We start from the raw sequence: 20,056 nt of genomic DNA on the forward strand, positions 1-20,056 counted from the left end.
AAATTCTACAAGCAAAGCAAGCTGGGAGTCGGGGCCCCAGCAAAGAGAATTTCACTAAGAAATTCTACAAGCAAAGCAAGCTGGGAGTCGGGGCCCCAGCAAAGAGAATTTCATTAAGAAATTCTACAAGCAAAGCAAGCTGGGAGTCGGGGCCCCAGCAAAGAGAATTTCATTATGAAATTCTACAAGCTAAGCAAGCTGGGAGTGAACACGAATTTTAAAAGAATTCTGTCCACTCCCTTTTTTAGTTGTGCAACATCCTGGAAATGTTTTTATACTACTACTAAAATGAAAGCATCTATACATGAAAGGATGGTGTAAATATGGATAATGCTTTTATTGCATTAGACTTTGAAACAGCAAATGGTAAACGTACAAGTATCTGTTCTGTTGGTATGGTTAAAGTTGTCAATAATGAGATTGTTGAATCCTTTTACACTTTAGTCAATCCATTTGATTATTTCTCAAAGACGAATATAAATGTTCATGGTATTACACCTGAGGATGTCAATAATGCGCCGAGTTTTGACTATGTATATCCCTATATGATGCAATTTATTGATAACTTACCTGTTGTTGCACATAATGCTGCCTTTGATATGAATGTACTTCACCAAAGTTTAAAACAATTAAATATTGAAACTCCGTCAATGATTTACTTTTGTTCATATCAACTTGCTAAACGTACGATTGATGCATATCGCTATGGTCTTAAACATTTAATGAATCATTATCAATTAGACTTTCATGGTCATCATGATGCGCTCAATGATGCCAAAGCATGTGCAATGATTACATTTAGATTATTAAAGCATTATGATAATTTGCAAAGTATGCTCCAAATTTATGGTAAAAATTTAAAAGATAAAGGCTAGCGCATGATGTGAAATGTATTTTGATAAGCAAAGTACATTTTAACGGCATTGACCTTTATCTTTAAATAAAATCATAGATTGTCATATTTTTATATGTTGATTGTTCTAAATTCCCTACTGTGACACCAATTAACCTTATTGGAATATCGGGATCCTTTAATTCGTTATATAAATCATAAGCAACATTGTATATATCAATATCACTATTAACCGGTTCTCTTAAGCTTCTTTGTTTTGAAAATGTTTCATACTGATATGTTTTTAATTTAACTGTTACAGTGCTACCTGATTTTTGCAATTTAGTTAAACGTTCTGCTGTTTTTCCAGATAGTTCCCATATCTTCTGCAATATGACTTCATCATCATTGACATCAGTTGAAAACGTGCGTTCAGTTCCCACGGATTTACGCACTCTCTTCGCTTTCACTTCACTATGATCAATACCTCTGGCTTTCTGATATAAGCCACGACCTCTTTTTCCAAACCAACGTATTAAGTCAAATTCTGTTTTATCATATAAATCCTTCCCTGTGTAGATATCATGATGATGCATTACTTTTTTCGAGGCTTTGCCCACACCTGGAAAGTCACCAATATCTAAATTCATTAAAATATCATTTACATTATTATAATCTATAACCATCATGCCATTCGGTTTGTTCATACCACTTGCTAATTTTGCTAAGAATTTATTATACGAAACACCTGCAGATGATGTTAAACCCGTTTGTTCAAAAATATCACGACGAATAAAGCTTGCAATTTTTGATGCCGGTAAGTCAGATCTGACTAAATGTGTAATATCTAAATATGCTTCGTCGAGTGACATTGGCTCAACGATATCTGTGTAACTTTTAAATATAGACATAATAATAGCAGAAGCTTCTCTATAGGCATCAAATCTTGCGCTGACATAATAACCATTGGGGCATAATTTATGGGCTTGAGACATTGGCATTGCTGAATGAACACCATATTTTCGCGCTTCATATGATGCAGTAGAAACCACGCCGCGTGTACTCGCCTTTCCACCAACGATCACTGGTTTCCCTTTTAATTTAGGATTATCTCGCATTTCTACTTGTGCAAAAAAGTAATCCATATCTATATGTATAATTCTTCTTTCAGCCATTGTCTCACCTCTTTAAAAAATAAGCCTCAACGTAATTATAATGTGAAATCCTTCAAAACTCATGAAATGTGCACATATATAATCATATTGAGACTTATGATTTATTCAAACTCATTATTAACTTGTATAGGACGCTGGTAATACATAATTAATCCTTCATCGGATGGATGAATGTACTCAAATTTATTCGTAAACGTAATACCTACTAGATATAAATCTATTAGACAATACCCGAAATGAATACTTAACATGATGATAATTGAAGAGTACGTATAATAACTAAATATCAACATTAATAGACCAGTGATGATGACCATTGGAGCTAACATAATTGTGCAAAATTGCCATTTGTTAAAACATTTTTTTGAAATATGTACTAATAGAAATCCTTTTTTATATTTTAATTTAGGCTGTTCACCCTTTGAAAAAATAAAAAACGAAAGTCTGTGAATCAATTCATGTAATCCTAAAATAACAACAAAACCTAAAAATCCGTAGAGTAAATTAGCTAAAAAAGTTTGCTCATGAATAGTTGTAAACATAAACGCCCACTTGTATGTAAACAAAATCATAAATAAAACCACGACCAATTGGGTTGTAATAAACTTAGGTAAATTGATTCGACTAGGCGAAAAATCAAATTTTTGCACAAAAATGACCTCCAATCTTTCTTAATTTCAACCATAGTATACACAGTCTATATCGAGAAAAAAACCTTTTCTATAAGATTTAATGCGCTGTAATCATTTCTTAATATTCGTATTATGAAATATCACGTATCATTTTCTTTCAAACAATGCTACTGTTTCTACATGTGTTGTTTGTGGGAACATGTCGACCGGTGTAATTTCTTTCAACTCATATTGTGTGTCTAAAATTTGTGCATCCCTTTGTTGCGTTGAAGGGTTACATGAAATATACACAATACGCTTAGGATTAAGTTTCAGTAAAGTTTGTAAGAATGTTTCATCACAGCCTTTACGCGGCGGGTCTACCATTACAACATCCGGTCTGATACCTTGTTGTTTCCATTTTATAATGACCTCTTCAGCTTTACCACAGACAAAAGTTGTATTTTCAAATCCATTTAAAGTCGCATTTTGCTGTGCATCCTTAATCGCAGATGGCACAACTTCAACACCATACACATGTTTAGCTACTGGTGCCATGTATAAACCTATCGTACCAATACCACAGTATGTATCGAGCACTGTTTCTTCTCCTGTTAACTGCGCATACTCAATTGCTTTTTGATATAATTTCTCAGTTTGAGATGAATTAATTTGGTAGAATGATTGATCACTAATCTTAAATGTTGTATCGCTAAGTTGATCTACAATTCTGTCTTTACCATATAATGTTATAGATTGTTGACCCATAATAACATTAGAATGGCTGTTATTAATGTTTTGCTTAATACTCGTAATGTTAGGAAATGTTTGTTTTAACTTTTCCACTAGAATTGAAGCGTCTTTAAAATGTTTTCCATTGGTTACAAAGATAACCATCATATCATCAGTATAATAGCCTGTGCGAATAACTAGATGTCTTAACAATCCACTTTTAGTACGTTCATTATAGATACTAATACGATATTCTTTAATCCATTGTTTAACGTGATTCATAATATCTTGATGTATATCATCTTGGATTAAACAACTATCCATATCAATAATATCGTGACTTCGTTGTCGATAATATCCCATGATTGCTTGTCCATTTTTATCGGTACCAATAGGTAGTTGTGATTTGTTTCTATAATGCCATGGATTATCCATTCCAACAGTTTTATGAATGGTTGTATCGGTAAATTGTGCTTTTCTATGGAAGAGATTAATCACTTGTGATTGTTTCATTGCCAATTGCGCTTCATAAGTCATATGTTGTAATTGACAACCACCGCACTTCCAATAATATTTGCATGGTGGTTCAACGCGATGCTCACTCGGTTTCACAACTTGAAGTAGTTTACCTATCGCGAAATTTTTCTTTACTTTGATAATTTTGTATTCAATTTCTTCTCCAATTAACGCATTTGGCACAAAAATTGGGTAACGATCGATTTTGATAACACCATGCCCTTCGTGCGTTAAATCAACAACATTACCATGGTTAATTGCATTTTTACTTATTGTTTCCATTATTTCACCCCACATAAAAAGAGGTTGGAGTAGTTTAACCTAGGTTTGTTTTTCATACCCAAGATATTAAAACTATTGCTCAACCTCTTCAACTGTATAAATTACTCTGATATTTCATTATTTCTTATAATCTCTTCATTTGATGGTTTTTCTTCAATGATACCATCTTCAACTTGCTGATCTTCAGTTAACTCCTCGTTGTATATATCCTTTGGTGTGCATACTTCGATATGACGCTTTAAATTCAAGAAATTAGCTGGTAATTTACCGCCATATTCTCCATCTACATTCAATTGCATTTCTGTAAATGATGAAATATTAATAGATGTTGCCTTTTCATAGATGACTTTTGGATGTTTGATGTGTTCTCCGCGAGACGCTAATGTCATGATATGTCCTAATTCAGCCAAGTTAGCCTTTTCAACAATAATCAATGTAAAATGACCATCGTCTAATTTCGCGTCCGGAACTAATTTCTCAAAGCCTGCCATAGAGTTCGTAAGTCCTAATAAGAACAATAATGCTTCACCTTGAAAGACTTGATTATCATATTCTATTCTTAAATCTACCGCTTTCATTTGAGGTAACATTTCAAAACCTTTAATGTAATACGCGAAAGGACCCACGATAGACTTTAAGCGACTTGGCGTTTCGTAGGACACTTGCGTTAATTGTCCGCCGGCTGCTAAATTGATAAAGTAGCGGTTATTCATCTTACCAATATCAACTTTCGTTGTATGATTATCAATGATGACATCAACCGCCCCCATAATATCGCTTGGTAAATGTAAGGCTCTACCGAAATCATTCACCGTCCCCATAGGAATAATACCTAATTTGGGGCGATTAGGTTGCTCCGCGATACCATTTACCACTTCATTAAGCGTGCCATCTCCACCAGCAGCTATGATAATATCATAATCTCTTTTAAGTGCACGTTCCGCTTCAAGTGTTGCGTCTCCTTCACGCTCTGTTGCATAAGCACTTGTTTCGTAACCGGCACGTTCTAATTTTATTAAAACATCTGGTAAAGTTCTTTTGAAGAGTTCCTTTCCAGAAGTTGGATTATAAATGATTCTTGCACGTTTTCTCATAAATTATCCCTCATCTTTTTATACATATTCTTATATTAAATGATTTATAAGAGAGTTGGAAGTATTTAAATCAATAAACTTTGAAATACATCCTATATATTATCAGTCATATGGTGATTGTAAATCTTATATTACACCGGGTGCTAGCGCTTAAAATGTACCAAAATTAAAAGGGAGCGGGACAGAATTCTTTTGAATTCGTCGTCCCACCCCCGCAAGGATGACTAGAACTGAGAAAAGCTTGATTTAAGCGCCTTCTCAGCTCAGTCAGCTACTGCGAATTTGCTAAATAGCATTATTATATTATTTTTTCCCAGACTGTTAATTAATCATTGAATGACATACAAATGCATCATCTAATTAACGTTTATCTAATTCTTGTTTTAAAATTTGGTTTACTTTTTGAGGGTTAGCTTGGCCTTTAGATGCTTTCATAATTTGACCAACTAAGAAGCCCATCGCTTTGCCTTTACCATTTTTATAATCTTCAACTGATTGTGGATTATTGTCTAACGCCTCTGTAACAAATTGAGTTAAAGTAGCCTCATCAGAGATTTGTACTAAACCTTTGTCTTCCATAATTTGTTTAGCATCTCCACCATTTTCAGCTAACTCTGGGAAGACTTTTTTAGCGATTTTACTACTCATTGTACCGTCTTCAATAAGTTTAATCATACCAGCAAGGTTTTCTGGCGTTAATTGAGTATCTTGTAACTCAACTTGATTTTTATTTAAATATTCATTAACGCCACCCATTAACCAGTTAGATGTTAATTTAACATCGGCACCTTGGTCTATAGCACCTTCAAAGAAATCTGACATTTCTTTAGTAAGTGTTAAGACGTGGGCATCGTATTCTGGTAATCCTAAGTCATTAACGTATTTCGCTTTACGTTCGTCTGGTAATTCAGGAATTGTTTCACGTACGCGTGCTTTCCATTCATCATCAACGTATAAAGGTACGATATCAGGTTCTGGGAAGTAACGATAGTCATCTGAACCTTCTTTAACACGCATTAAGATTGTTTTACCAGTTGATTCATCGAAACGTCGTGTCTCTTGTCCAATAGTACCACCGTTCAATAATTCTTCCTCTTGGCGTTTTTCTTCATATTCTAAACCTTTTCTTACATAGTTAAATGAGTTAAGGTTTTTCAATTCAGTTTTAGTACCGAATTCTTTTTGTCCATAAGGACGTAATGAAATGTTGGCATCACAACGTAATGAGCCTTCTTCCATTTTACAGTCCGATACGCCAGTGTATTGGATGATTGAACGTAATTTTTCTAGGTAAGCATATGCTTCTTTTGGAGATCTGATATCCGGTTCAGAAACAATTTCGATTAATGGTGTACCTTGACGGTTTAAGTCAACTAATGAATAACCATCTTTATGTGTTGATTTACCAGCATCTTCTTCCATGTGAAGACGTGTGATTCCAATACGTTTAGTTTCACCATCTACCTCGATATCAATATATCCATTTTCGCCGATAGGTTGATCAAATTGAGAAATTTGATATGCCTTTGGATTGTCTGGATAGAAATAGTTTTTACGGTCAAATTTAGAATTTGTCGCAATGTCCATATTTAAAGCCATTGATGCACGCATAGCCCAGTCTACAGCACGTCTATTAACGACTGGTAATACACCAGGATATGCTAAGTCAATAACATTTGTATTTGAGTTAGGTTCAGCTCCAAAATGTGCTGGTGATGGAGAGAACATTTTTGAGTCTGTTTTTAGCTCAACGTGAACTTCAAGTCCGATAACTGTTTCAAAATGCATTATTTCCACTCCTTATAATTTTTCATATGCGTCATGTAAGTTGAATTGTGTTTCATATTGATATGCCACACGATATAACGTCTTTTCATCAAAAGGTTTACCGATAAATTGTAAGCCGATTGGTCTACCGTTTGATTGCCCACAAGGAACAGAAATACCTGGTAAACCAGCTAAGTTAACAGGTGTAGTTAATAAGTCATTAGCATACATAGTTAAAGGATCATCAATTTCATCACCTAAGTTAAATGCAGTTGTTGGTGCTGTTGGTCCTACAACTACGTCATAGTTTTCAAATACTTTATCAAAGTCATTTTTAATCAATGTTCTAACTTTTTGTGATTTTTTATAGTATGCATCATAATATCCAGAACTTAACGCGAAAGTACCTAAGAAGATACGGCGTTTAACTTCAGCTCCAAAACCTTCAGATCTAGACATTTTATATAATTCTTCTAATGTTTGAGCTTCTTTAGAATGGTAACCATAACGAATACCATCAAAGCGAGCTAAGTTTGCTGATGCTTCAGATGACGCAATAACATAATATGATGGAATACCATATTTAGTATTTGGAAGTGAAACTTCTTCAACTTCTGCACCTAAAGATTTAAGTGTCTCAACTGCATTCTTAACAGCTTCTTTAACATCTTCATTGATACCTTCACCTAAATACTCTTTTGGTAACGCTACTCTTAAACCTTTAATATCTTTACCAATATCTGATGTGAAGTCAACGTCTTCAACTGGTGCACTTGTAGAGTCATTTCTATCAACGCCAGAAATCGTTTCTAACACAATAGCGTTATCTTTAACATTACGTGTAATTGGTCCTATTTGATCTAGTGATGATGCAAATGCAACTAATCCGAAACGTGAAACACGTCCATAGGTTGGTTTCATACCTACGACACCACAATATGCTGCTGGTTGACGAATTGAGCCACCAGTATCTGACCCTAAACTAAACGGTACTAATCCCGCTGCAACTGCTGCTGCTGAACCACCAGATGAACCACCTGGTACAGCTTTATGATCGAATGGATTAACTGTTTGTTTAAAGTATGATGTTTCTGTAGAACCACCCATAGCAAACTCATCCATGTTAAGTTTACCAATCAAAATGGCATTTTCATCATGTAATTTATTCATTACAGTTGATTCATAAATAGGAACAAATCCTTCTAACATTTTACTTGCACATGTTGTTTCCACGTCTTTAGTAATAATGTTGTCTTTGATTCCCATTGGAATACCAAACAATTTACCTTCCATTTGGCCTTTTGCTTGTAATTCATCTAATTCTTTAGCTTTTTTAATTGCATTATCTTTATCTAATGCTAAAAATGATTTAATTGTAGGATCCGTTTCTTCAATTGCATCATAGATGTCTTTGACAACTTCTGAAGGCTTAATCTCATTGTTTTTAATCATTTCTGATAATTTTTCAACTGATTCATAACGAATACTCATCTTAAGCTTCCTCCTCATTCATGATAGCTGGTACTTTAAATTGACCATTTTCTGTCTCTTTAGCATTTTTTAATGCAAGTTCTTGAGGAATGCCCTCGATTGCTTCATCATCACGTAACACATTTTGTAAATCTAATACGTGATACGTTGGTTCAATACCTTCTGTATCTGCTGTATCATTTTGCTTAGCAAAATCTAAGATACTTTCAAGTGTATTAGCCATTTCTTCAGTTTCTTCTTCAGAAATTTGAAGTCTTGCTAAATGTGCTATATGTTCAACCTCTTCGCGTGTAACTTTAGTCATTTATTAAAAGCCTCCTTATTACTCATTCATCATAAAATTGTATCAAATTTTCACTTAAAAATCTAAATATTTATTGAATCAACACTACGGTAAAGCATTGTGAATGGTTAATTGATAGAAAAACAAGATCTTTTTGCACCACAATTGATGTAACTCAATTATAATTTTCGAGATATATGTGGTCTATATTTTGCATTTAAGGACATTAAACATTTAAATATTCACATCACACACAATAAGATTGTTAAATTTCACTTTTTAAAAACCCTTTATTATCAAGTGTTTAAAGTGTTTTTCTTTTTAAAAATAAAAATTAACACTTCTCTAAACCATTCATCACATTGTATAATATTACATGTAACTAAATTAATTAAAAAGGTTGCATACATATGTATTTAAAATTTATCAAAGTTTATTGAACATCTATGCATCTACTTCATAAAATCAAAGGGGGTATTTCTATATGCTTATTTTAGGAGCAAGCTTACCTAGTCAAGTGAATACCAATTGGCAAACATACATAATGATTGCGGTTTATTTTATTATTTTGCTTATTATTGGTTATTACGGCTACAAGCAAGCTACGGGTAACTTAAGTGAATATATGCTTGGTGGTCGAAATATCGGACCATATATTACAGCATTATCTGCCGGTGCATCAGACATGAGCGGTTGGATGATTATGGGGCTTCCAGGTTCAGTCTATAGCACAGGCCTATCAGCAATTTGGATAACAATCGGACTTACATTAGGTGCCTATGTCAACTACCTTATTGTGGCACCAAGATTGAGAGTGTATACAGAAGTGGCAGGCGATGCAATCACCCTTCCTGATTTCTTCAAAAATCGACTTAATGATAAAGAAAATATTATTAAAATTATTTCTGGTTTAATCATTGTAGTATTCTTCACATTATATACTCACTCTGGCTTTGTATCGGGTGGTAAGCTGTTTGAAAGTGCATTTGGATTAAACTATCACTTTGGATTACTACTCGTTGCTGTCATCGTGATTGCCTATACTTTCTTCGGAGGTTACTTGGCTGTATCGATTACCGATTTCTTCCAAGGCGTCATTATGTTAATCGCGATGGTTATGGTTCCTATCGTTGCTATGTTGCAACTTAATGGTTGGGATACTTTTTCTCGAGTAGCTGAAATGAAACCAACGAATATGGACTTATTTAGAGGTACGACTACACTTGATATTATTTCTCTATTTGCTTGGGGTCTAGGTTATTTTAGTCAACCTCACATCATTGTAAGATTTATGTCTATAAAGTCACATAAAATGTTACCTAAAGCACGTCGTTTAGGTATTAGTTGGATGACAGTTGGCCTACTAGGTGCTGTAGGCGTTGGTTTAACTGGTATTGCGTTTATACCAGACAATCACGTTAAGATGGATGATCCTGAAACGTTATTCATCATTATGAGTCAAATTTTATTTCACCCGTTAGTAGGTGGTTTCTTATTAGCTGCCATTCTTGCAGCAATTATGAGCACGATTTCATCACAATTATTGGTTACTTCAAGTTCCTTAACAGAAGACTTCTATAAATTAATTCGTGGTGAAGAACGCGCAAAATCACATCAAAAAGAATTCGTATTGGTTGGTAGACTTTCTGTATTAGCGGTTGCCATTGTTGCTATCGCAATTGCATGGTCTCCTAATGACACGATTCTGAATTTGGTTGGTAATGCTTGGGCAGGTTTTGGCGCATCTTTCAGTCCATTAGTATTATTCTCACTTTACTGGAAGAAGTTAACTCGAGCTGGTGCGATTAGTGGTATGGTAGCTGGTGCGCTCGTGGTCATTATATGGATTGTATGGATTAAACCTCTAGCTGGTATCAATGAAATTTTTGGCATGTATGAGATCATTCCAGGTTTCTTAGTTAGTGTTATTGTTACCTATGTTGTTAGTTTGTTAACGCAACATCCTGGTGACTTTGTTGAACGAGACATTGAGAAAGTTAAATCAATTGTTCGTGAAAAATAGCATGATTATATTAAAAACTACGGATAGCCTATCATTTAGGCATTATCCGTAGTTTTTTAATTAATTATTATAAATATGAACTTGAGGTTCTTTGTCCTCTTTAGATTTACTAATTAGAGCTCTTGGCGTATTGCCATCTTTAATGCGAATTTCATAACTATCGATATTATCAAAATATTTCTGCGCTTGTTCTGTAACATACTGCGTAATACCAATCGTCTCAGCTTGACCATAGTAATCAATCGGTAAGTCTATTGTTAATTGGGTTGGTTTCTTACCTTCAAATTTCACTTTACCTACTGCTTGCGTAAAATTAGTAAAGTAAGATTGTAGATTATTATTGAATTGCTTGAAATTATTATTTAAATTCTCATTATACTTTTCAGCTGTTGATGAAGGTAAGAGTGCTGAAACTTGATCAATTTTATTCCATTTATTAATTTTAGTTTGGTCATCATCCACTGTAGTATTGGCGATGAATTCACCTGGAGTAATTGAATTTTGATCTGATTGTTTATAAATCGCAAAATGAATAGGAATATCTTTAAGGTCATCATTGGCTCTTAATCTCGTTAAGATTTCGGATGCCATTTGTTTACCTTGTTTTTCAATTTCCTTATCATCAAGTTCCTTACTATAAGTTTCTCCATCTTTTTCTTTTTGATAGTAATAAACACTATTCATGGCTAAACCAATTGTCATACCTTTTATATTTTTGCCTTTAGTATCACTACTATCATAGAAATCTTGTTCAAGTATGTTAGATAAATACGCAGGTGATTGTTCTGCGATTTTTTCTGGATCATCCTCACCTTTATGTGATGGATTCAAACCTAAATTTTCACTCGCATTGTTTGATTCCTTCTCTTTATCACTCATCTTATCTATTTCTTTTTTAGTGTATTTAGGATTTAAGTAACTATTAATCGTATCTTTATCTAAATATTGACCGTCTTGATATAGATAGTCGTCAGTTGGAAAGACATCTTTACTTAATTTCAATAAACCACTTTCAAAATCATCACCATTGTAGCTATTTGCCATATTATCTTGTAATACGCCACGCGCCTTGCTTTCTTTAAATGGCAGAATCGTACGGTAATTATCACCTTGTACATTTTTATCTGTTGCTATTGTCTTAACATTATTTGAGTCTGATTTTGTTTCTTGCTTATTTACAGATTGATTATTTTTATTATCATTGTCATTGCCACATGCCGCTAACAGCACAAGCGACGTTAAAATTAAAAATAGGGTCCGCTTCATTGCCGTTCTCCTCTAACTTGATATTTCATTTTGTTTTGCCACAAATTGTTCTTCTGTCCAAATTTCAGTACCAAACTTTTCAGCCTTAGTTAATTTAGAACCAGCATCTTCACCCGCAATTACTAAATCCGTATTTTTTGTTACACTACTTGTAACTTTCGCACCTTGTAATTCTAACCAAGCGGATGCTTCTTTGCGTGTTAACTGTTGTAATTTCCCTGTTAAAACGATGGTTTTATCTTTAAAATCAGGGTGACCTTCTATGTCCGACGTCTTAATTCCATTATAAACCATATTGACATCTTTGTTTTTTAATTTTTCAATCAATGCTTTTATATCTTCATTTTCTAAATAAGTCACTACTGATTGTGCCAATTTATCACCAATGTCATGTATACTAATAAGTTCCTCTTCGGTCACTTCAAGCAAACGATCCATTGTTTCATATTTCTCAGCTAAAACTTGACTCGCTTTTACACCTAGATGGCGAATACCTAAACCAAATAGCAAATGCTCTAATGAATTGGCTTTAGCATCATCAATAGCTTTAAGTAAATTGTCTACTTTTTTAGAACCCATGCGCTCTAGTGGTAATAAATCATCTTCAGTTAAGTAGAAAATGTCAGCCACATCTTTAATCACTTCATGATGATAGAGTTGTTGGATTATTTTTGTGCCTAAACCATCTATATTCATAGCCTGACGTGATACAAAGTGAATTAACCCTTCAACTAGTTGTGCTTGGCACTTTGGATTAATACAACGTAATGCAACTTCACCCTCGATTCTTACCAATTCATGACCACAACTTGGACAATGCGTAGGCATAGAATAAGGTGACGTACCTTCAGGACGACGCTCCGTGATACTTCTTACAACTTCTGGAATGATGTCACCAGCTTTTTTAACTACGACGCTATCTCCAATTCTAATATCACGTTCACGTATTAAATCTTCATTATGTAGTGATGCTCTAGAAACTGTTGTTCCAGCAACACGTACTGGATTGAGAATTGCCGTTGGTGTCACAACGCCTGTTCTACCAATACTTAACTCAATATCTTGTAATGTTGTAACTACTTCTTCAGCTGGGAACTTATATGCAATAGCCCATCTTGGAGATTTCTGTGTGTATCCCATTTCATCTTGTTGCTCTATGTCGTTTACTTTTATTACAATACCATCAATATCATAAGGTAGTTGTTCACGTTGATTTGTCCATTTCTCAATGTATGCTAATACACCTTCAATATCATCAACACGTGCACGTTCATGATTTGTCTTAAATCCTAAGCGATCTAACTCATCTAACGCACCACTTTGAGTGGTTGCTTTAAAATCTGTAAAATCATTGACACTGTATAAAAATACGCTCAATTTACGTTTAGCAGCTAGTTTCGGATCGAGTTGTCTTAATGAACCTGCTGCAGCATTACGTGGATTCGCAAATGGTTGTTCATCATTTTTTTCTTTTTCTTCATTGAGTCTTATGAAAGAACTACGTGGCATATAAGCTTCACCACGCACTTCAAAACTAAGCGGCTCATTAATTTTCAATGGAATCGCATGTATGGTACGTAAATTTTCAGTGATATCTTCCCCTGTCGTTCCATCACCTCGTGTCAAACCTTGAACGAAACGACCATCTACATATTTGAGTGATACAGCTAGACCATCAATTTTCAATTCACACATATATTCAACTTTACCAACTTGTTCACGAATACGTTGATCAAATCGACGCAGCTCTTGCTCGTTGAAAGCATTACCTAAACTTAACATTGGTGTATCATGGTTCACTTTCTCGAACGATGATTGCACCTCTCCACCTACACGAACGGTAGGTGAATCAGGTGATTTTAATTCAGGATGTGCTTCTTCAATATCGATTAATTCACGTAATAATTTATCATATTCACTATCAGGTACAGAAGGATTATCTTGTACATAGTATTCATAGCCATATTGATTTAATAAATCATGTAACGCTTTCACACGATTTTGGATATTGTCCATACATTAATCCTCCTTTTTCTCGATTGGCGCAAATTGTGCTAAGAGACGTTTAGGCCCCTCTGATTTAAATATAATGTCCAATTCAACAGAACCATTTTTCTCATTGACATTGCTTACCATGCCTTCGCCCCATGCTTTATGAGTCACTTTATCTCCAACATTCCAGTCAGAAGCTGAAACTTGTTTTTTTGATGATGTAGTACGTTTGCTAAATCCACGTTTAGGTTGTTTTGATGTTTTAGGCGTAATCGTTTGACGTTGTTGCTTAGCTGGCGTTTCTAATAAATCTTCAGGAATTTCACGTAAGAATCTTGAAGGCATATTAGATTGTGAACGACCGTACAACATACGGGATGTCGCATGCGTAATATATAATACTTCTTCAGCTCTAGTTATGGCCACATAACAAATACGACGTTCTTCCTCCATTTCATGGTCGTCATCACTCTTAATTGCACGAATATGAGGAAATAGTGATTCTTCCATTCCCATTAAGAATACGACTGGGAATTCTAATCCTTTCGCAGAGTGCATTGTCATAAGTGTTACGCCATTTTCAATTTGCGCTTCATCAATATCCGCTACTAATGATAAATCTGTTAAAAAGTTAATAAGTGATTGTTCTTCTAAAGGGGTATTCTCTTCATAATCTTTTGGTACGGACATAAACTCATCGATATTCTCTAATCTACTACGTGACTCTATCGTTTGTTCACGTTCAAGCATGTCTCTATATCCTGATTTATCTAAGATTTCAACAACAATTTCACTTACTTCTAGAAATTCCTGTTCTTTGATTAAGTTTTGAATCAGTTCATAAAACTTAATACATTCTTGCGTTACTTTTTTCGAAAGACCAATAAAGTCTACTTCTGCCAAAGCATCAAACATACTAATATTATTATCCATCGCATAGCGTTGAATTTTCTCAACAGATGAAGGGCCAATGCCGCGTTTAGGCACATTAATGACACGTTGTAAACTGATATCGTCATTACTATTGGCAACTATTCTTAAATAACTTAGCAAGTCTTTGATTTCTTTACGGTCATAGAACTTTTGACCACCAACCATCGTATAAGGAAGATTAGATTTCATAAATGTTTCCTCTAAGACACGTGATTGAGCATTTGTTCGATAAAGTATTGCCATATCACTATAATCTTTTCCAGCTTTACGGTGCTTCATAATTTCTCTAACTACATATTCAGCTTCATCACGTTCTGTCATCGCTTCATAGTATTTGATTTTTTCGCCACCTGTATTTGCTGTCCATAACCCTTTTGGTTTTCTCTCTGAATTATGTTTGATGACCTCATTGGCTGCAGTTAAAATCGTCTTAGTCGAACGATAATTTTGTTCTAAAAATATTGTTTTAGCATTAGGATAATCTTCTTCAAATGATAAGATATTTTGAATATCTGCACCTCTCCAGCCATAAATAGACTGATCTGAGTCACCAACTACACAAAGATTTTTGAATTTACTAGCTAATAACTTCACTAAAGTATATTGCGCTTTGTTCGTATCTTGGTATTCGTCTACATGAATGTATTGGAATTTGTTCTGATAGTATTCAAGTGCATCTGGAATACGTTCAAATAGCTGAATTGTCTTCATAATCAAATCATCAAAATCAAGTGCTTCATTACGCGTCAATTGACGTTGATATCCACTATAAACCGTAGCAACCATTTGTGAATGGAAGTCATTCGCCTCATTAATTGCATCTTCAGGTGTTTTGAGTTCATTCTTCAAATTACTAATTGCACCAATAAACATTCTTGGTTCAAAACGTTTACTGTCGATATTTTCATTTTTAAGGACATCTTTAATGACAGATTTTTGATCAGTTGGATCAATAATTGTAAAATTACGTTCAATGCCTATTCTATCTGCATCACGTCGCAATATTCTTACGCACATAGAGTGGAAGGTAGACATCCAAATCACTTGTGCCTCTTCACCTACTAATTGTTCAACACGTTCTTTCATTTCTTTAGCGGCTTTATTAGTAAAAGTGATCGCTAATATATTGTAAGGAGAAACGTCTTTTTCATCTAATAAATAGGCGATACGATGCGTTAACACTCTCGTTTTACCTGAACCAGCGCCGGCCATAATTAACAATGGACCTTCTGTCGTTCTTACCGCTTCACTTTGCTCTTTATTCATATGATCAACTAATGAATTCATTTATTAGACTCCTTTTTTATTTTTACTGTTTTTATCGCTTTTTTAATGTCTTCATAAATAATATTACCTACTACAATAGTGTCTGCATGTTGTGACATTTCTCTAGCTTGTTCAATAGACGTAATACCACCGCCATACACCAGTTGCGTATTCGTTAATAAACGTGATGCAGCTTCAACCGTCGCAACATCACCATATTCTCCACTATATTCAATGTACATCATTGGCAATTTATACATCTCATTAACCATTTGTGCATATGCCTCTACATCTTCAATATCTAAATTCGTATTAGCCTGTGTTAGTTGTGCTACTTTACTATTTGGATTAAGCACGAGATAACCTTCTAACACAACTTCATCAAAATTAACCATAAAACCGAATTGTTTCAAGGCTTGATGCATTATCCCGTTATGATATGTCGTATCCTGACTATTTAACACTGTAGGTACAAAATAAAAATCAAAGCCCGGAATAATACTTTCAATATTAGATATTTCAAGAACTAATGGTAATGGATATCTTCTTACTCTACTCATCAAATGAATGACATTATCTTCAGTAACATTATCTGTGCCACCAATCATGATAGCATCTGTATTTGACATACATAGTGTATCTAAATCGTTATCACTAATTTCTTTTGCAGGATCTAATTTGAACACATGTTGCCACGCTTTAATGTCATACATAATCCCTTAACTCCTTTTTTTAACATACACCAAATTATATCATTTTTAGGGTGCCAATTCTAAATAGAATCATTGGAATTTATACAGTTTATAAGGAAAACAAATTATAATTATTTGCAGTTACACTTGTGAAAAAAATTAATTTTAAACCTATATTTATAAACAGTTATCCCTTCGCATTGAACGTACAGATAAAATGCTCCCTCCAAAACATTCAAATGAATGACCGTTTCGAAGGGAGCAATTCACGTTATAACTTAGCGTTTAACGTTATGATATATTATTTTTTCGTTTCTATATTTAGTCGTTCCAAAATCATCGTATACGCATCATTACCCCATTGTAATGAACGCTTCACTCTGGAAATTGTTGCTGTTGAGGCGCCAGATTCCTTTTCGATAGTAGCATAGGTATAGCCCTGTTTAATCATCTTAGCAACTTGTAGTCTTTGAGATAACGATTGAAGTTCATTAACAGTGCATAAATCATCAAAAAATTGATAACATTCTTCTCTATTTTCAAGTGTAAGAATTGCATCAAAAAGTTCATCTAACGCTTGTCCTCGTAATTTCTCTATTTGCATCTCAAACAACCCCTATAATCCGTTTTCAATATACTCTCATTTTAACGCATTAAATAGTTAAAGTGTAGTATTTTAAATGAAAACAGTCACTTATTATTCTAATCCTGCACGTTTGAAAATAGTATCAACTTGATTTAAATGGTGTTCAGGGTTGAAACATTCATCTAATTCATCTTTAGAAAGTACATTTGTAATCGTTTCATCTTTCTCTAACAATTGACGGAAAGGTGTTTTCGTTTCCCAAGATTCCATCGCTTTAGGTTGTACTTTATCATAAGCTTCTTCACGAACCATGCCTTTATTGATTAATGCTAATAATACACGTTGTGAGAAGATTAATCCGAACGTTTTATCGATGTTATTTCTCATATTATCTTCAAACACAGTCAATCTATCTACAATGTTTGTAAAACGATTTAATGCATAATTCAGCGCAATTGTAACATCTGGTAACATGATACGTTCAGCTGAAGAGTGAGAGATATCACGTTCATGCCATAATGGCACATTCTCGTATGCAGTTGTAATATACCCTCTGATTACTCTAGAAATACCTGTGATATTTTCTGAACCAATTGGATTACGTTTATGAGGCATAGCTGATGAACCTTTTTGGCCTTTTGCAAATGCTTCTTCAACTTCTCGTGTTTCAGTTTTTTGTAAATTACGAATTTCGACAGCAAATTTTTCAAGTGATGTAGCCATTAAAGCTAACGTAGCGATATAGTAAGCATGACGATCACGTTGTAATGTTTGTGTTGAAACTGGTGCTGTATCAATACCTAAGTGTTCACATACATAGTGTTCTATTTCAGGTGGAATATTAGCAAACGTACCAACTGCGCCACTCATTTTACCCACTTCAATTTCTTTTCGAACTTCTTTGAATCGTTTTAAATTTCGTTTCATTTCAGTGTACCACAATGCCATTTTAACACCGAACGTCGTTGGTTCTGCGTGTACACCGTGAGTACGCCCCATCATCAATGTATATTTATATTTTTTTGCTTTTTGTTCTAAAACATCTATGAAACGCTCAATATCTTTTTCTATAATTTCGTTAGCTTGTTTAATTACATAGCTTAGTGCTGTATCAACGACATCTGTTGAAGTTAAACCATAGTGTACCCATTTACGTTCTTCACCTAAAGTCTCTGAAACTTGTCTTGTAAAAGCAACAACATCGTGACGTGTTTCTTGTTCAATTTCTTGTGCGCGTTGCACATCAACTTTAGCGTTCTGTCTTATCTTTTGTACATCTTCTTTAGGAATGTGGTCTAATTCACTCCAAGCTTCACAAGCTAAGATTTCAACCTCTAACCAAGCTTCGTATCTGTTTTGATCAGTCCAAATATTTGCCATTTCTTCTCTTGAATAACGATCAATCATTTCTAATCTCCTATTCTATGTATAAAATTTATAATTCAAAACTGTACATTAAACGTAAATTATCTAAAATAGTTCGTCTTTAAGACTTCAATTTTAGTTTAACAGATTATATATCAAATGTATAAATCTTTTTTTACAAACTTAGTATAATAGATTTCTTTTAAATAATACACTCATCTATTAACAATTGAATTATAAAAAGAGTGAAAAGAAGTTTTGAACACCCTTCTTTTCACTCTTATTCAAGCTATATTTCATTAATTTTTAATATTAAAGCTTCTTACCAACAAATTGAATATCTTGTCTTAGAACAACGATATTACCCTCTTCATCTTCAGTATATATTGGTTTTTCGATTCGTTTAACTGGCATATACCCTTCTTCACGCATACGTGATAGACATTCTGAGATGGTTTCATTGTCATTTACTTTGAATTTCATCATGTTCCACAACACTTTCAATTTCTTCAACTTCATATGCTTTAACTTTTCGAGTACGAACACCTTTCGTCCAGAAGCCACCATGAATCGCTCTAGGTTCATACGCTATGATGAATGCTTTCGCATCTAAATTGCGCACTGTTTCCATTAATTTACGTTCATAACGTCTTGGCGTTAATATTTGCATTACCATTCGACTACCATCACGACCGTGTGCTGCGTAGTGTGTAACACCATAACCTAAATTTCTCAATTCATTTGGTAAATCAATCTCATACTCCGATGATGTCACGTTTACTACTGTATAACCCAAAGCGAGTTTTTCTTCGATTTTCATTCCAACTAAAATCCCTATAGAGAAACCAAACGCATAAGCAAAAATATTTTGAATTTGGTCTAAACTAGACATCACCATACCAAGACCAACTACATATACTAATACTTCAAGGAAGCTAACTGCCGCCGCCATATAACGATACCCTTTTAACGTTAATATCGTACGCATAGTTAAAAATGTGACGTAGAAAACGTTGATAACGAATATTGCTAATACCATTGACCATGGATTTGAAGTTATCACTGACATACTAATCCCCTTTTCTTACATGGATATCTAAAATCGAAATAATTTTATCAGTGAATGTTTATTTTGTCACTAGTAAATGTT

At 34.1% G+C, this 20,056-nt stretch carries 18 protein-coding genes; 3 read left to right on the forward strand and 15 right to left on the reverse strand.

Features of this window, described 5'->3' with window-relative positions:
- Together KA858_RS02420 and KA858_RS02425 are read left to right on the forward strand one after the other, a co-directional pair.
- Positions 1-221: hypothetical protein (locus KA858_RS02420; RefSeq protein WP_210134920.1), on the forward strand; the 221-nt coding region annotated here is incomplete at its 5' end.
- 102 nt (positions 222-323) lie between these two features.
- On the forward strand, positions 324-875 hold the full coding sequence (locus KA858_RS02425; protein ID WP_053030379.1) for a 3'-5' exonuclease: 552 nt from the start codon (positions 324-326) through the stop codon (positions 873-875).
- A gap of 61 nt (positions 876-936) precedes the next feature.
- On the opposite strand, the gene dinB is transcribed toward KA858_RS02425, so the two are convergent.
- The 7 genes from dinB to gatC all read right to left on the reverse strand — a co-directional run bounded on the left by dinB (position 937) and on the right by gatC (position 8,804).
- Positions 937-2,007: a DNA polymerase IV gene (gene dinB, locus KA858_RS02430; RefSeq protein ID WP_053030380.1), complete on the reverse strand. Its 1,071-nt coding sequence runs from the start codon at positions 2,005-2,007 to the stop codon at positions 937-939.
- A gap of 101 nt (positions 2,008-2,108) precedes the next feature.
- Positions 2,109-2,657 carry a DUF3267 domain-containing protein gene (locus tag KA858_RS02435; protein ID WP_053030381.1) on the reverse strand — a complete coding sequence of 183 codons (549 nt, stop codon included), beginning with the start codon at positions 2,655-2,657 and terminating at the stop codon, positions 2,109-2,111.
- Between the two features lie 129 nt (positions 2,658-2,786).
- Positions 2,787-4,148, reverse strand: a complete 1,362-nt coding sequence (rlmD, locus tag KA858_RS02440) for a 23S rRNA (uracil(1939)-C(5))-methyltransferase RlmD (protein WP_210134921.1) — start codon at positions 4,146-4,148, stop codon at positions 2,787-2,789.
- 101 nt (positions 4,149-4,249) lie between these two features.
- Positions 4,250-5,242: a diacylglycerol kinase gene (locus KA858_RS02445; RefSeq protein ID WP_053030383.1), complete on the reverse strand. Its 993-nt coding sequence runs from the start codon at positions 5,240-5,242 to the stop codon at positions 4,250-4,252.
- 360 nt (positions 5,243-5,602) lie between these two features.
- Positions 5,603-7,030, reverse strand: coding sequence for an Asp-tRNA(Asn)/Glu-tRNA(Gln) amidotransferase subunit GatB (gene gatB, locus KA858_RS02450; protein ID WP_070855034.1), 1,428 nt, complete (start codon positions 7,028-7,030; stop codon positions 5,603-5,605).
- A gap of 12 nt (positions 7,031-7,042) precedes the next feature.
- On the reverse strand, positions 7,043-8,500 hold the full coding sequence (gatA, locus tag KA858_RS02455) for an Asp-tRNA(Asn)/Glu-tRNA(Gln) amidotransferase subunit GatA (RefSeq protein ID WP_053030385.1): 1,458 nt from the start codon (positions 8,498-8,500) through the stop codon (positions 7,043-7,045).
- A gap of 1 nt (position 8,501) precedes the next feature.
- Positions 8,502-8,804, reverse strand: a complete 303-nt coding sequence (gene gatC / locus KA858_RS02460) for an Asp-tRNA(Asn)/Glu-tRNA(Gln) amidotransferase subunit GatC (RefSeq protein WP_011275356.1) — start codon at positions 8,802-8,804, stop codon at positions 8,502-8,504.
- 463 nt (positions 8,805-9,267) lie between these two features.
- Here gatC and putP point away from each other — a divergent pair, with 463 nt between their 5' ends.
- The gene (gene putP / locus KA858_RS02465) at positions 9,268-10,806 is read left to right on the forward strand and encodes a sodium/proline symporter PutP (RefSeq protein ID WP_210134922.1); all 1,539 of its coding nucleotides are present in this window, start codon (positions 9,268-9,270) and stop codon (positions 10,804-10,806) included.
- 60 nt (positions 10,807-10,866) lie between these two features.
- Here putP and KA858_RS02470 read toward each other — a convergent pair whose 3' ends face one another.
- The 8 genes from KA858_RS02470 to KA858_RS02505 all read right to left on the reverse strand — a co-directional run bounded on the left by KA858_RS02470 (position 10,867) and on the right by KA858_RS02505 (position 19,975).
- Positions 10,867-12,072, reverse strand: coding sequence for a CamS family sex pheromone protein (locus KA858_RS02470; RefSeq protein WP_193839149.1), 1,206 nt, complete (start codon positions 12,070-12,072; stop codon positions 10,867-10,869).
- A gap of 12 nt (positions 12,073-12,084) precedes the next feature.
- Positions 12,085-14,088, reverse strand: coding sequence for an NAD-dependent DNA ligase LigA (gene ligA, locus KA858_RS02475; protein ID WP_075108570.1), 2,004 nt, complete (start codon positions 14,086-14,088; stop codon positions 12,085-12,087).
- A 3-nt stretch (positions 14,089-14,091) separates the two neighbouring features.
- Entirely contained in the window at positions 14,092-16,284 is a 2,193-nt protein-coding gene (pcrA, locus tag KA858_RS02480; RefSeq protein WP_053030389.1) for a DNA helicase PcrA, read from the reverse strand.
- Positions 16,281-16,976, reverse strand: coding sequence for a heptaprenylglyceryl phosphate synthase (gene pcrB / locus KA858_RS02485; protein ID WP_193839148.1), 696 nt, complete (start codon positions 16,974-16,976; stop codon positions 16,281-16,283). The genes pcrA and pcrB overlap by 4 nt, the downstream gene beginning before the upstream one ends.
- A 280-nt stretch (positions 16,977-17,256) precedes the next feature.
- The gene (locus KA858_RS02490) at positions 17,257-17,559 is read right to left on the reverse strand and encodes a YerC/YecD family TrpR-related protein (RefSeq protein WP_011275350.1); all 303 of its coding nucleotides are present in this window, start codon (positions 17,557-17,559) and stop codon (positions 17,257-17,259) included.
- A gap of 93 nt (positions 17,560-17,652) precedes the next feature.
- Entirely contained in the window at positions 17,653-18,948 is a 1,296-nt protein-coding gene (purB, locus tag KA858_RS02495) for an adenylosuccinate lyase (RefSeq protein WP_210134923.1), read from the reverse strand.
- Between the two features lie 270 nt (positions 18,949-19,218).
- Positions 19,219-19,389, reverse strand: coding sequence for an NETI motif-containing protein (locus KA858_RS02500; RefSeq protein WP_070855045.1), 171 nt, complete (start codon positions 19,387-19,389; stop codon positions 19,219-19,221).
- Positions 19,370-19,975 (reverse strand): DUF2179 domain-containing protein, encoded by a 606-nt coding sequence (locus KA858_RS02505; RefSeq protein ID WP_053030392.1) that lies wholly within the window; start codon positions 19,973-19,975, stop codon positions 19,370-19,372. Before KA858_RS02505 ends, KA858_RS02500 begins: the two co-directional genes overlap by 20 nt.
- Positions 19,976-20,056 lie beyond the last annotated feature (81 nt).

Origin of the sequence: Staphylococcus sp. GDX8P80P (assembly GCF_017893095.1) — a bacterium.
Lineage (GTDB): Bacteria > Bacillota > Bacilli > Staphylococcales > Staphylococcaceae > Staphylococcus > Staphylococcus borealis.